Genomic DNA, 20926 nt, shown 5'->3' with positions numbered 1-20926 from the left:
ATCTTTAAATTTTGTTAATTAATGAAAAATTATAATAGGTTGTTATTTTCAAGTTTAGGAGCAGCTTTTGAATACTATGATCTGGCAATATATTCTATATTTGCTGTGTCTATTGGAAGTAAATTTTTTGATAAAAGTAGTTCTATTAGTAATACTTTATTAGTTTTCTTGGTCTATATTGTTGGCTACCTTGTACGTCCACTTGGTGCTTGGGGATTTGGCTATCTTGCTGATAAGAAAGGTAGGGCGTTTATTTTAAGATTGAATATGATCTTGCTATTTTTCTCTACCTTAGCTTTAGCTCTGTTACCTACTATTGAAACTATTGGAGTATTAGCAACTATATTGTTTGTTGGCTTGCGTTGTATACAGTCATTGGCAGTTGGTGCTGAAATACCTGTTTCAGTTGTTTATATAATTGAGAACTATCCTCAACGGCAAGGCTTAGTGACGAGTATGGTATTTTGTTGTCTAAGTATTGGTATTATGATGACATCATTAGTGTTGTTTATTTTAAATCATTTTACTAGTCAAAGCTTTATACAAGATTATGGTTGGCGTATTGGATTTTTCATAGGTGCTTGTTTTACATTTCTATTATTTTTCTTAAGAAAAAATATTATCGATATCCCTAGAGTTGTTGAAGCATTAGATAAACAACGCTCTCATAATTATATATTTATTATAAAATTAACTATTAGTATAGCCTTAGTTGCTTGTATTGCTATGCTTACGACACAATTATATATGTTTTTACCGGCATATCATCAAATGTATATTGTTTCTGATTTTGATGTCTCTGATTTACTTTTAACAGGTTCAATTGTTATGGCAGTTAGTTGTTTGATTGGCGGCTTTATCAGTGATTATGTATCTAAGCCTAAGATGATGGCTTTGCTAATACTTATAACAATTGCTATAGTGCCATTATTTTATAAAAATATGATTGCAGGAACTGATGTTTTTGCTTGTTTCATTATTCTATCTATAATTATGGGCTTCTTTGCGCCAACTTATAATGTGATTATTGCAAATTTCTTTAGATTAGAATATAGATGTCGTGGTTATGGTATAGCTTATAACTTGGGTTATTTAGTATTTTCTGCAGGGGTTCCAGTATTGACAATATCTCTTATTACAGCAACTAGTAGCCTATTGGTACCAGTGTACTTAATCGTATTTGCTGGGGCAGTTTCTTTTATTGGAATAGCAGCGGCTAGTTGGTTTATGAAAAAGGCTTAAAAATCATTGTTGAAGGGTCAGATTTAAATTGATTATAAAGTTCGATTATATATCTATCAGTCATAGAAGATATATAGTCGCTGATTATTCTAGCTTTGCCTTGAGGACTAAGCGTGTTATAAAATATCATACTGATATCATCAGGTAGTAAGCTCTCATCAGGAGTTGATTTAATTAGAATATCAAAAATTTCTGAAATTATCTCTCTACCACGATATCTAAGAACATTTAACTTTGGTGATTTTATTATCTTAAATAATATATATTTTTTGAGAACTTCAACTTGTTTTCTGACTTGGTTATTCAGATAAACTCTTGAGAGAATCGGGATGTGCTGATTAAGCTCTAGCTCAATATTTTGGATACAACTATTAACTAACTTAGATGTTAGTTTTGTCCGTAATAGGCTATTATTGGCGATGTTTTTAGAAATTCTATAAATATCTCTACTATCAGCAGCAAAATCTATATAATCTGAGAAAATATCTTTTAGAATATTCTTAATTTCATTCTCAGTAATCTCTAAGTCATGTGGCATTGCGTTGAAGACTTTCTTAACAAGTTTATCATCAATACTAGCCATAGAGAGTGGATCAATAAAACCACCTTTAAGAGCATCTTCAACATCATAAGTAGAGTAGGCAATATCATCAGCTACATCCATTATATAACATTCAATAGTTTTAAATTCAGCATTTATAGTAGTTATGCCATAGGGTTCGAGGAGTTTATGCTTGATATCCGCTACTAGGTGTGCTTCTTCGCTATAGTAGCCTTTTGTAAGCTTACCTAAATCACTAATAGGTGGAATAAGGTGATCATACTTTATTGTTGCTGCAAGAGTTCGATAAGTCAAATTTAAACCAAAAGTTTGCTTTTGATCAATATCTTTCTTTGCGGTATGTGATATCAATCTTAGAGTTTGTGCATTGCTCTCAAAACCACCAAATTTACGCATTTTTTTGTTCAAAGCAACTTCACCGTTATGACCAAAAGGGGGATGACCAATATCATGACAAAGCGCAGCTGTTTCGATTAGATCATAATCAAGGTTAAGCTCACGTTCAGCATTAAGTTTGACTGCTATAGATTTAGCTATTTGTGCAACCTCAAGTGAATGGGTTAGTCTATTTCTAAAGAAGTCATTTTCAAAATTTGGAAAGATTTGTGTTTTTGCCTGTAACCTACGAAAAGAAGAAGAATGTATAACGCGAGCATAATCTCTTCGAAAAGCTGAGAAATTCTCTTTTTTAGAAATAGTATTATTTTGTCTTAGATAATCATTTTGATGATATAAATTTATAGCCATATAAAACCTAATAGATTGGTGTTTATATAGTTACATATTAGATTAAATGGTTACAGATGCAATAGATTTATCACTAATAAATATTTTAGAAGTTTTTAGCAGAGTTATTGTTGCACGACAAATTTGCCAAGCATCATAACTTTATGCCAAGCTTTTACGAAATCATTGATAAATTTCTGCTCATTACCATTTTCAGCATAAAATTGAGCTACTGCTTTAAGCTCTGAGTTTGAACCAAAAATTAGATCCACTGGTGATGCTGTCCACTTTTGCTTACCAGTTTTTCTATCTATGACGATGTATTTGAGCATCATTATTAGCAGACTTTTTCCATACTGTAGACATATCTAACAAGTTCACAAAGAAGCTATTATTAAGCTGACCTGGAGTAGTAGTGAATACAACTTCTTGAGAATTATTGCAGTTTACATTTAGCGCCCACCACCAACTAATACTGTCATTTCTGGGATATTTAAGTTAAGCATGCTAGCTTTTTCTGCCAAAGCTTGTGGTAATTTATCCAGACTACCATCAGTATAGTTTATGAAACCATCAGACTTGGTTTTTAGGTAGTTAAAAGACTCTATATCAGTCTGTGCTTGTGTAGCATCTTCTGCAACAGTGCTGTTAGAAGCTAATAGTATTCCAGACATTCCTAAAGCAGTTACAATTTTTTAGCATTATGGCTCCCTTGATATTATGTTAAGACTTTAATATGAGATATCTCATATATTTGCTAAATTAGCCCAATTTTATCTTTAAAATAAAATTAAAGCCTATAAGTGATTGTATTTAAACAAAAAATCTTAGTCAAATAGTAAATAATTATTTAGTGGATAAATATTTTTTATAAGTTAGCATTAATAATTATTGTTAATCTATAAAGAATATTTTTATTTTACTTACCACCAGCAATATCTATAAAAGTTCCAGTGCAATAATTTGCATCCTCTGACAGCAGCCATACCACAGCACTAGCAACTTCTTTTAGGTATCCACCACGCTTAAGAGGAATTTTATCTTTAAGTCTATCAATTCTGTTAGGATCACCTGATAGTTTATGAATATCTGTATATATAAATCCAGGACGGATACAATTTACTAAAATTCCATCATCAGCTAACTCAGCAGCTAAACCTTTTGTAAGAGTGTCAATAGCTCCCTTAGTACAGGCATAGTCAATATATTCATTTGCTGCTCCTAGTCGTGATGCTGCAGATGAGATATTGATAATTTTACCACCATTGCCTCTGTGATTTTTCGATAGGTATTTGATAGCATGTTTAGCACATAAGATATTACCAATTGCATTTACAGCAAAAATTTTTTCTAACCTTTCAAATGAAATATCTTCTAATCTTGAACTAGGAAAAATTGTACTAGCATTATTGATAAGAGCATATAAACAGCCATGATTTGTGATAAAATCATGATACATTTTTTTAATATCATTTTCATTTGCTATATCAGTATGATAAGTTGAAATTTTAATTGGACACTTAGCAATTTGTTTTTTTATTTTATCAATATTTTCACTATTAGTATGATAATGAAGACCAATATTATATCCGACCTTTGCCGCAGCTATAGCTATAGCAGAGCCAATACCACCATTAGCGCCAGTAATTAAAATATTTTTAGACATTTGAGAGCTTATTAAATTGTCATATTGCAATATTAGCAGATACTCTCAAGCAAATCTCTCTCTAAAGCAACAGCGCTTGATTTTTGTGAGTTTTTGAGGTTATTAATCAGTATTGAAAAGATATATTGTTTATTATTAGCATAGAGATAGCCAGAAAGAGTGACTGCAGTCGTCCCAGTACCAGTTTTGGCAAAAACTTTACCTTTTAATAATTTACTTGAGCGGTTTTTAAGCGTGCCAGTTTCTCCATATATTGGCAGTAGACTTTTAAAAACCTCAAAGTTGTCGTGCTGTGACATTTTTTGCAATAGGCTACTAATAAAATCAGCAGATAATAAATCATTCTCTGACATTCCGGCACCATCTTCGATTTGAATGCTATCAGTATCAACTTTAAGCTTGGTTTTTATTATTTCAATAATAGCATTTTTACCAGATACAATACTCCCAACTTGATTATGATAGTAGCCGATGGTTCTTGTGATTGTTTGAGCATAGAGATTATCTGATGTTACAAGCATATGCTTCAAAAGCTTGGTTAAATCTGCTGATTTATGCTTTGCTAAGAGTATTAGATTGTTTGGTAGTTTATTAGTAGTTTTTATCTTATTAGTTAATGAGATTTTAAGTTGTGCTAGTTGTGCTAAGATAGCTTGTTGCATAAATCGTTGTGGATCTTCGATAGCGAAACTAAAAGTATAACTATTTGAAGGCAAGCAGCCACTAAGTACCAGCATATTATCTCTATAATAGGAGTTAAACTGGCAGGTTTTTAACTGCTCTGGGCTAGCTATAAAAAGTTTATTGATAAAATTAAATTTCTCACCAACAGTTTGGCTTACTTTGAAAGTATTTGAATTAGGTGTGAGTTGTAAAGTTATCGCATTTTCATTTAGGTTATATATTGAGCTTGGAGCACCATAACCAAATATAGAGCTAGTATTACTTTGATTAATTGGTGTATCGCGACCTTCAAAGTAACGATTTACAAAGTAGATATTTTTTATATTATTTATATCGTTTTTTTGTAAGTTTATTAAGAGCGTATGTAAGTTTTCGCGAGTGAAACTTGGATCGCCTGAAAACTCAATATAGAGGTTATTAATGCTATGATTGTTAATCTTGTCATAATATATTTTAGTTTGAAACCTAAAATCTTTGCTAAGAAACAATAATCCTGCAACCCCAGTTAGTAATTTAGTATTGCTAGCAGGTGCGAAGTTTTTGTTAGCATTTCTTGACAAAATTACAGCGTTACTTTGAGAATCAATAATCTTAACTGCAACTAGAGCTGACTGAAGATTATTGCGTTTAATAGAGTTGTCTAATAGTTGATTTAATTCTATTGAGTTTAGTGGATATGCTATAGAGATTGCTAATATAAAAAATAATAGTGATTTGAGTAATTTTGTAGACATCACTGTTCTAGTATTTAATTCTCAGAAACTTGATTATAGCTAAGATTCCAGCAAATAGCTAAAAGTGTTGTAGCGATTATACAAGAGCCTAATAAGAATATAAATACAGCATTCCAACCCAACATTGTCGCGATGATACCAATCACCGCTTGTGCTCCCACTGTACCTAAGAAATAGCCAAATAACCCTGTAAAGCCAGCTGCTGTACCGCCAGCTTTTTTCGGTACAAGATCTAAGGCGAGTATTCCTATCAAAGCTACAGGACCATATATAAGTACTCCCATAGCAGATAACGAAAGTAAAAGTACCCAAGCTGTATCACTATACCAGTATACAAATAAAGCGCAAATAAATAAAAGCATACAAATAACACCCATCGGTGCTCTACGACTGCCGAAGAACTTATCTGTGATCCAACCGATAATGATAGTTCCTGGTATTGCTGGTAACTCAAATAGAGCAAAGCCTAAAAGTCCCGTAGTAGTAGACATATGCTTTACATTAACAAGATAATAAGTCGACCAGCTAAGAAGACCATATCTAGCACAATAAACAAAAGCATTAGCCATAGCAATTAGCCAAACCCACTTATTGTTTAGAACATACTTAAAAAAGATTTCTTTAGCCGAAAATTCTTGTTCATGGTGAGCTTCAGTAGTGGTATAACCTTTATATACTTCTATCGCTGGTAGACCAACTGATTGAGGGGTATCTGCACCAAATATTAATACTAATATTGATACAAAAATACACATTGCCCCAGCAACATAAAAAAGACCATGCCAGTCATCATGAAATAGTAATAATCCAATAGGCACAACAGCAATAGCTAGAAACCCTGCACCAACATTATGAGCAGTATTCCAGATACCCATTTTAGTACCACGCTCATTGGCACAAAACCAGTGTGTCATAATGCGTGCACAAGCAGGCCAACCCATACCTTGAACCCAACCATTTATAAGCATAGCTATAAACATTACAAGCACACCTAGTGATAGTAAGCTTGGTAGAAGTAAATTGATAAGACCGGTTATAAATAAACCAATTGCTAGAAATACTTTTGCATTACTTCTATCAGAGATATTTCCCATTAGAAACTTACTTATACCATAGGCAATACCAAGGCCTGCACCTATTAATCCTAACTCATCAGGAGTTAGAGTTGTAATATATTGCTTCGAGACATCAAAGCTACTGCGCCCAAAATAGTAGGTAAAGTAGCCGATATAAGCTACTAAAAACATTCTTAAACGCCACTGAGGATAAGCTTTTTGGATTTGCTCTTTTGCCAATAAGGGTAGAGCTTTTGCAGGTTTAAGGAAATTCATAATTAAAAGTAATTAAGGTTAAAGACTATTAGTAGGGTAGTTTAGTTTAATTTTTGGTGTTGAGCAATATAAATTAAGCTTTCAAACAAGAGATTTTTTTGAGAATTTTTTTAATATTTTTAGGAAATGGTACATTCGGATATGCAGGTGGTAAATCTAATCCTTTTGCGGCTTCTAGTCCTCTTAGAATATCAGGTCTATCAGTTATAATACCATCAACTTTCCAATCAATTAATTTATTGGCAATTTTATAGTTAAAGTCAGTTCCTTCAGCTTCAGTCCATCCCCATGTTACAACTTTGACACCTAATTTATGAGCTTCATCAAGGTCTTTTTTTGTTAAGTCTTTTTCATAAGGCTCCCAGAAGGTGCCACCTAGTTTATGTACCATCAGTGGGTAATTATAATTATAATCTTTAGGATCAAGAGGAGCTGTCCATTTTTGGTAGTCAGTCATTTGTTTTGCTTGTTCAGCATTCATTGGTTCTGTAGTTCGATCTGTTAGATATGCTGTTTTAACTTTTGGGTTTAGTTTTTGTAGATCTACCAAAGCTTGCCATTCAAAAGATTGGACCTCAACATTATCAGTCATCCCAGTTTTGACTAAAACTTTATTTAACGCTTCAGCCATTTCTTGAGCTGTCCAACTTTCTTTAGGGTCGTAAGGATTAGTTTTTATTTCTATTTGTAGGCGAATTCTGCTACCAACATTTGCTTTAACATAATTAATAACTTCTTCTAGTGTTGGTATATGAACATTATCCATGCCAATATGATCAGGGTACATCTTTGCGGTTGCAGAGCCTGGTTTTAGGTAACCAACAGTATATTTTTTTAGCTGTGCTAAAGTGAGGTCTTTAATTGGAGTTTTTTCTGTTATCCAGTTACCTTTCTCATCTTTTGTCAGGTCAGGATTTAGTGTCAAATCATGTGTTACAACCAAAACTTTATCTTTGGTCATATTTACATCCATATCAATAACATCTACACCAATACGCATAGCTTCAGTGTAAGCAGGTAGAGTGTTTTCTGGAGCAATAGGTCTATATCCTCTATGTGCGTATATATTAATAACATCAGCAGTAGCTATACTAATACTACAAAGAGTAAGGGCAGTAGCAGTAATTCTTTTGAACATTTAAAAGTTAAGTTAGTTTAAAATAGTGATTATAATTACTATTTTAGGGTTAAATAGCAAGATTTTTTTATTTATTTATGTTGTTTATTTGCCTTATAATTCTAATATATCGTTATATTGAAATTACAAATGTTTATAAAACTAAAGGTTATAGCCACATTAACTATTGTAGCAGTTATTATCTTAGGGTTAACCTATTATATTTTTAGATCGCATCCTAAAATTATTCCTGGTTATATTAATACAGATATTAGGTATATATCCGCAGAAGAAAGTGGTAGGCTTCTAAGTTTAAAAGTCAACGAAGGAGAGCCTATTAAAAAGGGTCAAGCTTTATTTTTAATCGATTCATCAAAGAATCAAACTTTATTAAAGTCAAATAATTTTTTATATCATGCTTCTGAGGCAGTAGTGGCGAATATGTCAAAAGGTAAAAGACAGCCATATATAGAAAAGACAGCTATTGATATATCTAGTGCTAAAGCAAATTTAGCTGTTGCGACTAAAGAATATCAGCGTCAAAAACTATTGTTAAAAGATGATAGTACTTCTCGTAAACAATTTGAACAAGCAAAGAGTAACTATATTCAAGCAAACAACCAAGTCGAAACACTTAAAGTAATGCAAATTATAAATAATTTACCTGCACGTGATGATTTGCGTGCAGCAGTTAATTTCATATCTATGTTCATAAACAGTAATTCTGAGTATTTGCAACAAAAAATTAATTCAGCTGATGTTAAGGCTCTAGAAGATGGCTATGTTTATCAGATCTTTTATCATAAAGGTGAAGAAGTCAGAGCATATAGTCCAGTTATGACAGTTATAAATCCTAAAGATGTTTATATTGTTTTTTATTTATCAAAAGATGATCTATCAAAAATACATCTTGGAGAGAAAATTAATTTTGAGACTGCTAGTGGCAAGAGTTCAGAGGCTAAAGTTAGCTATATTTCACAAAAAGCTGAATACACACCACCATTGTTATATGGAATAAATTCTGACTCGGAGATTTCTTTTGAAGTACATGCTAGAGTTGAGTATTCACCTAATAATTCTGCAATTTATATTGGGGAGCCTATTAAGGTGAAATTGTAATGACTAATGATAAAGATAATCCATTTATAATAGATGTTAAGAATTTGACTAAGGTCTATGGCGATAAAACTGTGGTTGATAATATTTCATTGCAGGTAAGAGAAGGTGATATTTATGGCTTCCTAGGACCTAACGGCTCAGGTAAAACTACCTCTATAAGAATGGTGTGTGGTCTACTATCAATCACTAAAGGTGAAGGTACTTGTCTTGGTTATGATATTGGTACACATGCTAGCATTATCAAACAGCAGGTCGGCTATATGACACAGAAATTTACACTTTATCCAGATCTAACAGTTAGAGAGAATCTAAAAATTTTTGCTAGATTACATAGCATTAAAAATATTAAAGAAGTGGTTGAGAAGACTATAGATAATTTGCAGATTGGCAAAGCTAGAGCAAATCAAAAAGCCTATGAACTTTCTGGTGGTTGGAAACAAAGGTTAGCCTTAGGTGTGGCAACAATTCATGATCCTAAATTACTACTTCTAGACGAGCCGACTGCAGGAGTTGATCCAAAAGCGCGTAGAGAGTTTTGGGATTATATTTCGACACTGTCTAGTAGAGGTATAACGACTTTAGTTTCAACTCATTATATGGATGAGGCAGAAAGATGCAATAAATTATCATATATTGCCTATGGTAAATTACTCTCAAGTGGTACTCAAAAAGACATAATTGATAGTTGTGCTATCAAAACATACAATATCTCAGGTAAAAATGTTTATAGACTTGTATTAGAATTAAAGCATAATAATAAAATTGAACAAGTATCGATGTTTGGTAGTAGTGTTCACCTAAGTGTTAAAAAAAATGCTGATCTGTCAGATATACAAAAAAATTATACTCAATTTAAATGGCAAGAGATAGAGACTTCACTAGAGGATGCTTTTATATATCTAATGAAAAGCCAACAGGATAACTTTGCATGAAGTATTTTGATATTAATAGATATTATGCGATTTTTCTTAAAGAAGTTATCCATATGCTTAGGGATAAAGTTACTATTGGTCTTGTAATAGGCATACCTTTGATTCAATTGATACTTTTTGGTTTTGCTATTAATATGAATCCAAAGCATTTGAATACAGCCTTAGTTAATGGCGATAGAACTCTACAAACAAATTATTTAATAGAGAAAATCAACAATACTAATTATTTCAATATTAAATATCAAAACCTCTCAAGAGATGAAGCTATAACTTTAATGCGTAAAGGTAAGGTACAGTTTATAATAGATATTCCTCCAAATTTCACTAAGCAAGTTTATCGTGGCGAATCTCCAGATATTTTGATAATAGCTGATGGTGCAAATGCAACTTCAAATGCTGCAGCTTTAGATGTTATTAATAAAGTTAAGAGTATTTATAGTCGCTATTTTTCTGACAGATCTTCAGATCAACAAAAGCAGCTTTTTAATTTTATAATCCATAATAAATACAATCCAGAAAGTAAAACTCAAAATAATATTGTGCCAGCTTTAGCTGGAGTAATCTTAACGATGACAATGGTAATGGTTACTTCTTTAACTATTACTCGAGAGAAAGAGTATGGTACTATGGAATCTTTGCTTGCAACACCTGTAACCTCTCTGGAAATTATCTTTGGTAAGATAACCCCATATATTGTTGTTGGCTATATTCAGCTATTATTGATTATTATTTTTGCTAAAGTAATATTTGGTATAACTATTGTAGGTAGTATTCTATTATTACTTATTGCAACATTTCCTTTTATTATTACTAATCTTTTAGTTGGTATAACTTTCTCAACTATTGCTGATACTCAGCTACAAGCAATGCAAATGACATTTTTCTTCTTCTTGCCATCGATATTATTATCTGGATTTATGTTTCCTTTTGATGGTATGCCACAATGGGCTCAAGTTGTAGGAAATATCTTACCATTGACTCATTACCTTAATATTGTCCGAGAAATACTATTAAAAGGTGGAGGTTTTTTTGATATTTTAAATAGTGTTTACCCTCTTTTAATTTTTATGTTTGTCGTGTCGATTATTTGCTTGAAAAAATATAAAAATACAATTTAGATCAGGTTCCATGAACAAAAAAATTGAATAAAGCAGTTAAGTATATTTAAATAGTTTTGTGAAACAAAAAAACATACTTAACATATATGGAATATTACATATCAGAAACAAATTGGTCAACTATTTTAACTTTTCTAACAGCTCAAAAAGGATTGCATACAAAAGATGTAGTTAAGCTTAGAAGATTCATAGAAGCAGTATTTTATATTTTAAAAACAGGAGCTCAGTGGAAATATCTTCACAAGGATTATGGTAATAGTAGAGCCATCCATAAGCGTTATAAATACTGGGCTGACAAAGGTGTTTGGAATAATCTAATGACTTATGTTTCAGACATTGATTCACAACAGTTCATGATAGATTCACTATCTGTTAAAGCACATGCGTGTGCTAGTGGTTATGAGATAAATGGTAATGAAATCAATGCTTTGGGTAGAAGTGTGGGTGGCTTAACAACAAAGATTCATACTCTTACAGATGCTTTAGGAAATCCCGTTAGATTTATAATAACTGCTGGTAATGTCCATGATATTGTACCCTCAAAACAACTCTTAGAAGGAATAACAAATGCTTATATTCTTGCTGATAAGGCATATTTCTCTGAAGGAAATATAAAATTCCTTGAGGAAAATAAAAATAAACCAGTCATTCCTGCTAGAGAAAACTATACCAAAGGCCATAATGTTGACTGGCATATTTATAAGGAAAGACATTTGATAGAGAACTTTTTCTCTAAAATTAAGCATTTTAGAAGGATTTTCTCTAGATTTGATAAGACTTGTTCTGCTTTTCTCGGCTTTATAGCATTAGCAAGCACCTTTATTTGGCTTAGATGATTTTTTTGTTCATGGAACCCAATTGGGTGAAATTTAATTCTACTTAAATACAAATTTCTTTTGTGGTATCTTTAATGCTTAAAAATTAAGATCTAAAAACTAGGAAATAAAATTGTTAAATTATAAAGAGAACTTTATTGGCAGAAATATTTAGGTAAAAAGGTTACACTTAAACATCTAAGTGAAGATTGTCGAAAAATACTTAAAAATGCAGGTCCATACTGTGTTTTTGAAGAACTAGATCCAACTTATAAACTTGCGAGGGATGTCTAATGGAAAAAATTAAAATAAATACTACTAATGCTCCACAAGCTATAGGTTCGTATGAGCAAGCTATAAAAGTGGGAAACTTTGTATATACTTCTGGGCAAATAGGTCTTAGAGCTGATGGAACAATGTCTGGAGAGTGCATTAAGGAGCAAACGACTCAAGTTATGCAAAATCTAAAGGCAGTTTTAGAGGCAGCAGGCTCTAGCTTAAATAAAATAGTAAAAACAACTATTTTCATCAAAGATATGGCTGAGTTTAAGATAATTGATGAAGTCTATAGTTCATTTTTTGATGGTAATTTTCCAGCTCGTTCATGTGTTGAAGTTGCTAGATTACCAAAGGATGTGAGAGTTGAAATAGAAGCAATCGCAATTACTAACTAGAAAATTGCTTGGTTTTATTTTTTTAATTTCAAATTAATTCAGTTGAAGATATTTTCTCTAAATCATATCCAAAGAGTTTACTTAGGGTACTAATATAAGCTATATTTTTATTATGACTTATAGATTTTAAGGGTTAGTATGAAAATTTTTCGTCACCTATATGCTCAGGTTTTGCTTGGTATATTTATAGGAGTATTACTTGGAATTTTTACACCTCACTTTGTAATAGCATTGAAGCCTTTTGCAGATGTTTTTGTTAAGCTTATTAAGCTTATGATAGCTCCGATTATTTTCCTTACTTTGGTCTCTGGTATCGCAGCAATGAATGATCTAAAAACTGTAGGTAAGATAGGTGGAGTAGCGTTATTATATTTTTTTGCGATGACTATCGTAGCTCTAGCAATAGGAATGCTTACAGCAAATCTACTTCATCCTGGTTTAGGGCTGAATATTAATCCTAATTCCTTGGATGCCAGTGCCGCAAAAGCCTACATGGGAGATGTAGAGCATGCTAGTGGAATTCAAGATTTCTTTATGGGTATTATTCCTGATTCTTTTGCGGGCGCTTTTACTAGTGGAGATATTTTACAGGTACTTTTCATATCGATATTATTTGCTGTTGGTTTAGTAATGTACGGTGAGCAAGGTAAACCAATACTTGATGCTATTCAAAGCTTATCAAAAGTGTTTTTTAAGATAATACATGTTATTATGTATTATTCACCAATAGCTGCATGTACAGCTATTGGCTATACTATCGCAATGTATGGAACTGGTACTCTGATAGGACTTTTAGGCTTATTATTATGTTTTTATATTACCTGTTTGATATTTATAGTAGTTTTTTTAGGAATTATATTAAAGTTATATTGCGGTATAAATATTTTTAGTTTGTTAGGATATATTAAAACTGAAATATTAATTGTTTTAGGAACTTCATCTTCAGAATCAGTTTTACCAAATTTGATGGAAAAACTTGAAAAACTAGGCTGTGATAAATCAGTTGTAGGACTAGTAATACCAACAGGATATTCCTTTAACTTAGATGGTACAGCTATTTATTTATCACTAGCAGCAATATTTATAGCGCAAGCTTTAGGCATAGAGCTTAGTTTTAGTCAGCAAGTTTTTATGCTGTTAATTATGGTAATTAGCTCAAAAGGAGCAGCAGGAGTTACAGGTAGTGGATTTATCATACTTGCTAGTACACTTAGTGCTTTAGGAGTTGTGCCTGTAGCTGGGATTGTGATTATCTTAGGTATAGATAGATTTATGTCAGAAGGGCGAGCAATCACAAATATGATAGGAAACACCATAGGTACAATTATTATATCTAAATGGCAGAAGAAATTAGATATTGATAGATTAAAACAAGAGTTAAGAACTTAGTTATAATTTAATAACTCTATCAAACTTATCTAAAAGCTTAGCATTATGAGTTATAAAAATAACCGTTTTATTGTGCATAAGTTCAATTAGGTTTTCAAAAACTATTCTTTCAGTCTCTTTATCTAGTCCTTCTGTAGGTTCATCTAAGATAAGTATAGGTTTATGTTGTAAGAATGCACGAGCTAAAGCTAAACGCTTTTGTTGACCGCCTGATAGTTGCCTACCAAGCTCACCAGTCCATGTATCAAGCCCTTTTGGAAGTGATTCAAGATGTTTTCTCAGCTTAACTTTTTCTAAAGCTTCTAGAAGTTCCTCTTCAGAAGCATCAACTTTAGCAATCTTTAGATTTTCTCTAATTGTTGTATTAAAAATATGAGGAGATTGATTAATGACAGTCATTAAGTTTCTAAGTTGATCTTCATTGAATTCTTTAATATTTCTATCACCAATAGTGATTTCGCCGCCATTGACATCCCAAAATCTAGCTAAAAGATTAATAATAGTAGATTTACCTTTTCCTGTGGGTGCAAAAAGAGCAACCTTTTCATTCTGCTTGATTTCTAAATAAAAATCTTTAAGCACAGTTTGCTCTGAGTTATATCCAAAATCAACTCTATTAAAATTAATATTATAGTTATCTAGCTGAATATTAGAATTTGCTGGATATTCGACATCTGCTTTAGCATCTGTAATATTTAATATTCGTTTTGAAGCAGAAAATGTTTTACCAAGATATTGATATGCTAATGGTAATGGCATAATTGATTCAAACATTGCCATTATTGCAAGGAATATTAACGCTATAAATGCACCACTAATATAGCCATTTTGAGTTAGTTTAACTGCAAAGATTGTAATCATAACAACAGTTAAACCTAGCGCTAAAGTCATTAGTGCACTACCAAAGCCACTAATAATACTAATTTTTTCTTCTTGCTTTAATAATTTAGAGTTTTGTTGTTTTATGTTCTCAAAATGCTTACCTTCTAAATCAAAGATTTTTAGTTCAGCTAGAGAGTTTACATGTTCTGTAATGTTAGTTTTTAGTTCAGCACTAGTATGATTAAGATCTTGAGTTTTTTTCATCGCCATAAAGCTACTAATCAAAGGTATAATAAAACCTATTACTAGTAAAGATAAGAATGTTAATAAAGCCAACCTAAAACTAAAAAAACTAAACAGCAAAGCTATAGTGATACTAGCTAAGATAAATACAATTGTTGGAGAGATTATACGAATATATAGATTATCTAAAGCACCAATATCATTAACTAGACGTGTAAGTAAATCACCACTTTTGTATTTGTATAAGTGAGAGGGTGCAAGAGGTTCAAGCTTTTTGTAGAACCAAACACGAATATCTGTAATTATTCTAAAAGTTGCCTCATGTGTTAGTATTCTTTCACCATATCTACTTAGAATTCTACCAAGAGAAAAAGAGCGTACTCCAGCAGAAGGATAAAAATAATTAAATGAAGTAGCTATAGCATAAGTAGTTGTTGCTAAATATCCAGTATATGAGATAAACCAGCCAGATAATGACATTAGTCCAATTCCCATAAGTATCGCTGACCAGGCAAGTAGAGTACCTAAAAGCATCCATTGAGTTTGATTTTTGAACAGCTTTATAAAAGGGATTAAATTTCTCATGCTGTTACCTCGTTTCTATAGAAATTATAGAATTCACTATTTTGAGTACTAATTAGTTCTTTAAATGTTCCTATTTCAATTATTTTTCCATCTGCTAAAACTATAATTCTATCGACATACTCTAAAAAGCTTAGTTTATGAGTTAACATGATAACAATTTTATTGTGCCAGTTTGCTTTAAGAGATTCGATAATTTTTTCTTCACTATTTTTATCAAGACTTGCTGTAGGCTCATCAAGGATAAGAAAATTATGTGGCTTGAGATACGCTCGAGCTAGAGCTAATCTTTGTGCTTGACCACCTGATAAACCGATATTTTGCTCACCAATTTCTGTAGCTAAACCATTGTTTAAAGATTCAATAAACTCTTTAAGATCAGCATTTGTGATAGCTGCGGTAATTTCTTCATCACTAGTGTTATTGTTTGCTAACAATAAGTTATCTTTTATAGATCCTTTAAATAGCGAGGAGTTTTGTCCCAACCAAGAGATGTTTCTTAGCCAAGATTTTTCTTCGAGATCCTTTAATTCGTTATTGTCGTTAATTAGAATACTGCCTTGATATTTTATAAAACCAAGTAGAGTGTTTATTAGCGTTGTTTTACCAGCGCCACTAGCGCCAACTATAGCTATTTTTTCTTTATCCTTGATTTCTAGAGAAATATTATCAAGAGCTATCTTTTTGGCATATTTGACAGTTAAATTTTTAATTTTGATATTATTGATTTTATCAGTAAATATTTTATCTCTAGCCTGATGAGAAGGTGGCATTTCAAATATCTTGGCAATCTCTAGAGCAGCGCCAACAGCTTCAGCTTTTGCGTGATAATGTGTGCTAAGTTCACGCAATGGCATAAAAAATTCTGGAGCAAGTAGTAGTATAAATAAACCGCCCTGCAAAGTAATATTATCCAGTGACCACCAGATATCATTGCCTGCGCCTGTATTTATAAAGCCCATGCCAAGATATATTGCTACCAATGCGATAGAAGCCGCGGCAAAAAGTTCTAAAATTGCTGATGATAAAAAAGCAATTTTAAGTACCTTCATAGTTCTAATTCTATAATTATCAGAAGCTAGAAAAATAGTTTGATTATGGCTTTTACTTTTATCAAAAAGCTTAAGTGTAGTTAGACCTTTGAGCGTATCTAAAAAAGTTAGGCTCATTCTAGCAAGTGACTTGAAATGCTTTTGGCTCTCAGATTCAGCACCTAAACCAACTAGTACCATAAACAGCGGAATAAGTGGTGCGCATATCAGCAAAAGAATTCCACAGACAATACTTTGAGGGAATATAAATGCTAAAACTGCTAAAGGTAATAGCCATGATAAAGTTGTTTGTGGTAGGAATTTTGTTAAGAAACCAGTTAGTCCTTCAACTTGTTCCATTGCGCTTGTAATTATATTTGCATTAGAGGTTTTATTTAACTCAATTGGACCGAGTTGATTTACATGAGCCAAGATATCTTCACGAATTTGTTTCTTAACTATTGTAGCCGCTTTATAACTTACGATCTCTCTAATCCAACTGAGACTAGCTCTAATTAAGACTATAAGGATAATTAGAACAAAATAAATACTAAGTTGGCTTAGTGTCGAATTTTGTAGATATGCATCATAGGATATATGAGCTAATAAATATAATTGCCCGATTAATAGTAAGCCACTTAAAAAAGCTATCAATACAGTTAGCTTAATCCATCTTTTAGCAGGAGATGAGATTTGTTTAAGCCATTTTCTAGCTACTTTTTTATCTTCTTTTGAAGCGTCTGAAAGCATTTAGATATTTTTTAGTTTTAGTATTGCCTAGATTATAGCATAATCAAATACTAAACTTCTTAAACCTAGTTAAACTCAGTAGTAAATTTATAAGTTTTATGGTAATTTCTATATTAGCTAGATAAAGATTAAGGGGAAGTATGCAAAACAAATATCTTTATTTATTGATCACAAGCCTGCTAATATCACCACTATTTTGTAGTGCAGCTCCTCAAGCCACATCAATGGATGTGCCTGCAGAGGTTATCAATAGTGATGCAAACGCAACTCAAGATCAATCTCAAGCTACAAAAACACTAAATGATATAGAGTCTGAAGATACGAAGGCAAATGCAGATAAAGCTAATAAAGCCGAAAAAACGGTCGAAGAAATAAGTAATATAGATGAAGCAGCTCATGGTATGGTTAGTTAATAATTTGCTGTGGGCTTGAAGATAAAAAATTAAAAGGAGTGTTATGATGAAGAGAGTAGTTTTAACATTAATTGCCACAATAGGTTTGTCTGTATCACCATTGTTTGCAAATGAAACATTGACTAATACAACAACGCAACCAGAGTCATATCAAACTGGCAAAAAATTAGGTCAAAATGCCAAGCAGGTACAAACTGATATAAAAGCAAAAGTAAATCAAGTTTCTGAGTCTCTAGATCAAACCACAGCAGAGGTTGAAAAAGATGCTTCACAAGCTGCTGATACAATAGATAATAAAGCTAAAGTTGCTCAGACTAAATTAACAACACAAGCAGATCAAGCTGCAGATGCATTAGCAAAAATGGCAGCTAATACTCAAGATAAAGCACAGAGCTTTAAACAAGGCTTTGATGATGGTAGTGATAATACATTTTAGCTGAATGAGATTAATATGTTATGGTGATTGAGCTATATGAAAAACTTCCTTAAAAAAATCATCGAAAATATAAATATTCCGCTTTTAATTTTTCTCTTGCTCATAGGGACATTACTTTTAGTAGCAAACATTAGGGGTGAGCCTATAAAAGTCGCTAAAGAAACTGTTAATAAAGCCGTTAATAATGTTTCAAAAACTCTCAACAATGCTGCTATTAGTAATAGTAATACCATTTAGAAAATAACTTACCTAAAGATGAATATAGTTGGATTTATTTTTATTTGTTTAATTACTTTGTAAAGTAGATGAATATTCCAATATATCATTGATAAGCTTGAGGCAACTGCAAGACCATATACGCCCCAATAAAGCGTAAAAATTACTCCTAGCACTATATTAATAACTAGAGCGTTATAGAAAGCAAAACAGGTGTTTTTTTCATATCCCGCCATATTAAGAATTGTAGCAACACAACCAGAGAGAATATTTATTATTTGTCCAACCATTAATATACAAAAGATAAAATACGATACGATATATTTTTTACCATACATTAAAGTAATTGGATATCCACAAATAATAAGCCCTAGAATAGCAAATATTGAGAGTATAAATATAATTCTAGTATAAGAAGTTATTTTATTTTGAAACTCTTCTCTAGAGCAATTTTTATAATCATCGGCAATTTGTGATAGTACATTTGAATTAACGGCATTTAATACAAAGCTAATTAAGGCACCAAGTTGTAGCGCAACACCATAGAGAGCAATATTTGCTGGAGTTGATAATACTTTTAAGATTATAATATCTATTTGCGATAGTAACAATAAACCCCATTGCATTAGAGCAAATGAGATGTTACTACCAATTGGTTTCGAGCTAGCAAAAGTATATTTTGATGTTTGAATAAGCCATATAGATGTTGTATATATTGTCATGATAATCATAATCGTACCAATAAGCATGGCAGTATCACTTATGTACAAAAACATAAAAACTATGGTCAACAAGAGCATAATAATTCTCAGACCAAGTTGAAGTAGGTTAGCAAGGATAACTACTCTTCTGGCAACAAAGAAAGATTGAAATATATTTGCCATAAAAAATGGTATAGCGAATAGTAGCGCAAAGTTCTCTATAGAGTTATCATGATCTTTAGAGTGATTATAAGAAATTATTATTATAAGTATTATAATAACAAGAGTAAAACCTCTTTTAAAATACCAGTTATGAACCAAAAAAGTTTCTTTGTTTCTTTGAAATTTATCGACTAAATCTGATTTACCCCAAGTGCGTGCTAAGATACCACCGCCACCCATAGTGGCGATTACAGCTAAAATAGTTGCAACTGTAACGCCAAAAATATAAAAACCATAATCACTAATAGTTAGATGTCGCGCTAAAAGAATGGCAGTAATAAAGGCACATCCTTGTCCTAGTGCTTGCACCATCATAGTCTGTAAAGATTTAGATAAAATATGATTAGAAAATATTTTTTTTATCAATTTGTGTTAGTGTTGAATTATGTCTAAAAAGATTTTAACAGTAAAGCATAGATAATATAAGAATAATTTCTACTAGATTACTGCGCTTGGGAGCTATTAAAAGTTTCTAACGCAAGAGCAAGAGATCCTTTTACACCTGTATTATCACCAAATGATGCAGGAACTATAAATTTAGTCATATCTTTTAATGCGGGGTAATCAAGGTAGTTATTTAGATATTTATTAACATTTTTGCGAATCATATCAAATAAAATTGTCTTATGCATTACGCCACCACCGAGAATAATCCTCTCAGGCGAGAATGAGCATATGTAGTTAACTAATGCTTTTGCTAAATATTCGGCCTCAAACTGCCATGCGATATGATCATCATTAAGTGCTCCAGCATGAGCAACTTTCCATCTTTGATTAATCGCTGTGCCAGAAGCAAGTCCTTCTAAACAATTGCCGTGGAAAGGACAACAACCTTCAAAGTTATCTTGTGGGTTTTGTGGTATTAATAAATGACCAATTTCTGGATGCATTGCTCCTTGAATTAGTTGGTTATTACAAATAATCCCACCACCAACACCTGTACCAACGGTAAGGTAAATAAGATTGCTAATATCTTGAGCACAACCCCATAGTTGTTCACAGATTGCTGCGGCGTTTACATCTGTATTAAATCCAATTGGAGCTGAGTAGATTGATTTCACAGCACTGACAATATCAAAATTTTGCCATGCTATTTTAGGTGTATTTGTGATATAACCATAAGTTTTCGAGCTAGGATTAATGTCAATAGGCCCAAAGCATGCCAAGCCTATAGCTTTAATATCATATTTATTTTGGTAGTTTTTTAGAACTTCTATAACCTCGTGCATCGTCTGCTGAGGTGTTGTGGTATCTGTGCGATGACGTTCTATCACATTACCATCAAAATCACCAATTGTTGTGAAAAATTTGGTACCACCAGCTTCTATACCAGCTAAATACATATGCAATACTCTTTTTTAATAAAATTAGGTACAAAGATTTTAGCATTATTTGCTAATA

18 protein-coding genes and 2 pseudogenes are annotated in these 20926 nt (G+C 32.0%); 9 read left to right on the top strand and 11 right to left on the bottom strand.

The annotated features are described in order from the left end of the window. Positions 1-21 precede the first annotated feature (21 nt). Positions 22-1242, top strand: coding sequence for an MFS transporter (locus CGC45_RS06100; RefSeq protein ID WP_071629441.1), 1221 nt, complete (start codon positions 22-24; stop codon positions 1240-1242). Here CGC45_RS06100 and dgt read toward each other — a convergent pair. The 6 genes and pseudogenes from dgt to CGC45_RS06070 form a co-directional block, all read right to left on the bottom strand. Next, positions 1226-2551, bottom strand: coding sequence for a dGTP triphosphohydrolase (gene dgt, locus CGC45_RS06095; RefSeq protein ID WP_071629440.1), 1326 nt, complete (start codon positions 2549-2551; stop codon positions 1226-1228). The genes CGC45_RS06100 and dgt overlap by 17 nt on opposite strands. Before the next feature lie 104 nt (positions 2552-2655). After that, positions 2656-3162, bottom strand: a pseudogene (locus tag CGC45_RS06090) (peroxidase family protein); the annotation flags it as partial. A gap of 287 nt (positions 3163-3449) precedes the next feature. Further along, complete coding sequence (locus CGC45_RS06085) at positions 3450-4235, bottom strand: SDR family oxidoreductase (RefSeq protein ID WP_114702099.1); 786 nt, start codon at positions 4233-4235, stop codon at positions 3450-3452. Beyond that, positions 4229-5614 carry a D-alanyl-D-alanine carboxypeptidase/D-alanyl-D-alanine endopeptidase gene (gene dacB / locus CGC45_RS06080; protein ID WP_071629438.1) on the bottom strand — a complete coding sequence of 462 codons (1386 nt, stop codon included), beginning with the start codon at positions 5612-5614 and terminating at the stop codon, positions 4229-4231. Before dacB ends, CGC45_RS06085 begins: the two co-directional genes overlap by 7 nt. 14 nt (positions 5615-5628) lie before the next feature. Beyond that, positions 5629-6945, bottom strand: a complete 1317-nt coding sequence (locus CGC45_RS06075; RefSeq protein WP_071629437.1) for an MFS transporter — start codon at positions 6943-6945, stop codon at positions 5629-5631. Positions 6946-7018: 73 nt separating this feature from the next. After that, the gene (locus CGC45_RS06070) at positions 7019-8083 is read right to left on the bottom strand and encodes a glycerophosphodiester phosphodiesterase (protein ID WP_071629436.1); all 1065 of its coding nucleotides are present in this window, start codon (positions 8081-8083) and stop codon (positions 7019-7021) included. A 129-nt stretch (positions 8084-8212) separates the two neighbouring features. Here CGC45_RS06070 and CGC45_RS06065 point away from each other — a divergent pair, with 129 nt between their 5' ends. From CGC45_RS06065 to dctA, 6 genes are all read left to right on the top strand, one after another. Next, positions 8213-9181, top strand: a complete 969-nt coding sequence (locus tag CGC45_RS06065) for an HlyD family secretion protein (RefSeq protein WP_071629435.1) — start codon at positions 8213-8215, stop codon at positions 9179-9181. Continuing rightward, positions 9181-10113, top strand: coding sequence for an ABC transporter ATP-binding protein (locus CGC45_RS06060; RefSeq protein ID WP_071629434.1), 933 nt, complete (start codon positions 9181-9183; stop codon positions 10111-10113). Before CGC45_RS06065 ends, CGC45_RS06060 begins: the two co-directional genes overlap by 1 nt. Further along, on the top strand, positions 10110-11231 hold the full coding sequence (locus tag CGC45_RS06055) for an ABC transporter permease (RefSeq protein WP_071629433.1): 1122 nt from the start codon (positions 10110-10112) through the stop codon (positions 11229-11231). Before CGC45_RS06060 ends, CGC45_RS06055 begins: the two co-directional genes overlap by 4 nt. 86 nt (positions 11232-11317) lie before the next feature. Then, the gene (locus CGC45_RS06050; protein ID WP_114702098.1) at positions 11318-12067 is read left to right on the top strand and encodes an IS5 family transposase; all 750 of its coding nucleotides are present in this window, start codon (positions 11318-11320) and stop codon (positions 12065-12067) included. 272 nt (positions 12068-12339) lie between these two features. Continuing rightward, a complete protein-coding gene (locus CGC45_RS06040) occupies positions 12340-12720 on the top strand; it encodes a RidA family protein (protein WP_071629431.1) in 381 nt (126 codons plus the stop codon). A 138-nt stretch (positions 12721-12858) separates the two neighbouring features. Further along, positions 12859-14109, top strand: coding sequence for a C4-dicarboxylate transporter DctA (dctA, locus tag CGC45_RS06035; protein ID WP_071629430.1), 1251 nt, complete (start codon positions 12859-12861; stop codon positions 14107-14109). Here the strand turns inward: dctA and cydC are convergent, their stop codons facing one another. Continuing rightward, positions 14110-15759 (bottom strand): heme ABC transporter ATP-binding protein/permease CydC, encoded by a 1650-nt coding sequence (cydC, locus tag CGC45_RS06030; protein ID WP_071629429.1) that lies wholly within the window; start codon positions 15757-15759, stop codon positions 14110-14112. Beyond that, on the bottom strand, positions 15756-17537 hold the full coding sequence (gene cydD / locus CGC45_RS06025) for a heme ABC transporter permease/ATP-binding protein CydD (protein WP_071629428.1): 1782 nt from the start codon (positions 17535-17537) through the stop codon (positions 15756-15758). Before cydD ends, cydC begins: the two co-directional genes overlap by 4 nt. Before the next feature lie 140 nt (positions 17538-17677). Here cydD and CGC45_RS06020 point away from each other — a divergent pair, with 140 nt between their 5' ends. Both CGC45_RS06020 and CGC45_RS06015 read left to right on the top strand, forming a co-directional pair. Continuing rightward, on the top strand, positions 17678-17950 hold the full coding sequence (locus CGC45_RS06020) for a hypothetical protein (RefSeq protein ID WP_071629427.1): 273 nt from the start codon (positions 17678-17680) through the stop codon (positions 17948-17950). 46 nt (positions 17951-17996) lie between these two features. Further along, positions 17997-18386, top strand: coding sequence for a hypothetical protein (locus tag CGC45_RS06015; RefSeq protein WP_071629426.1), 390 nt, complete (start codon positions 17997-17999; stop codon positions 18384-18386). Between the two features lie 32 nt (positions 18387-18418). Here the strand turns inward: CGC45_RS06015 and CGC45_RS09540 are convergent. From CGC45_RS09540 to CGC45_RS06000, 3 genes and pseudogenes are all read right to left on the bottom strand, one after another. Continuing rightward, a pseudogene (locus tag CGC45_RS09540) lies at positions 18419-18523 on the bottom strand (hypothetical protein); the annotation flags it as partial. 108 nt (positions 18524-18631) lie between these two features. Continuing rightward, on the bottom strand, positions 18632-19891 hold the full coding sequence (locus CGC45_RS06005; RefSeq protein ID WP_071629424.1) for a lipopolysaccharide biosynthesis protein: 1260 nt from the start codon (positions 19889-19891) through the stop codon (positions 18632-18634). Positions 19892-19968: 77 nt separating this feature from the next. Beyond that, a complete protein-coding gene (locus CGC45_RS06000) occupies positions 19969-20868 on the bottom strand; it encodes an ROK family protein (protein ID WP_071629423.1) in 900 nt (299 codons plus the stop codon). Between the last annotated feature and the right edge of the window lie 58 nt (positions 20869-20926).

The organism is Francisella opportunistica (assembly GCF_003347135.1).
Lineage (GTDB): Bacteria > Pseudomonadota > Gammaproteobacteria > Francisellales > Francisellaceae > Francisella > Francisella opportunistica.
The sequence above is the reverse complement of the archived record's forward strand: the minus strand, read 5'-3'. Positions and strand labels throughout refer to the sequence as shown.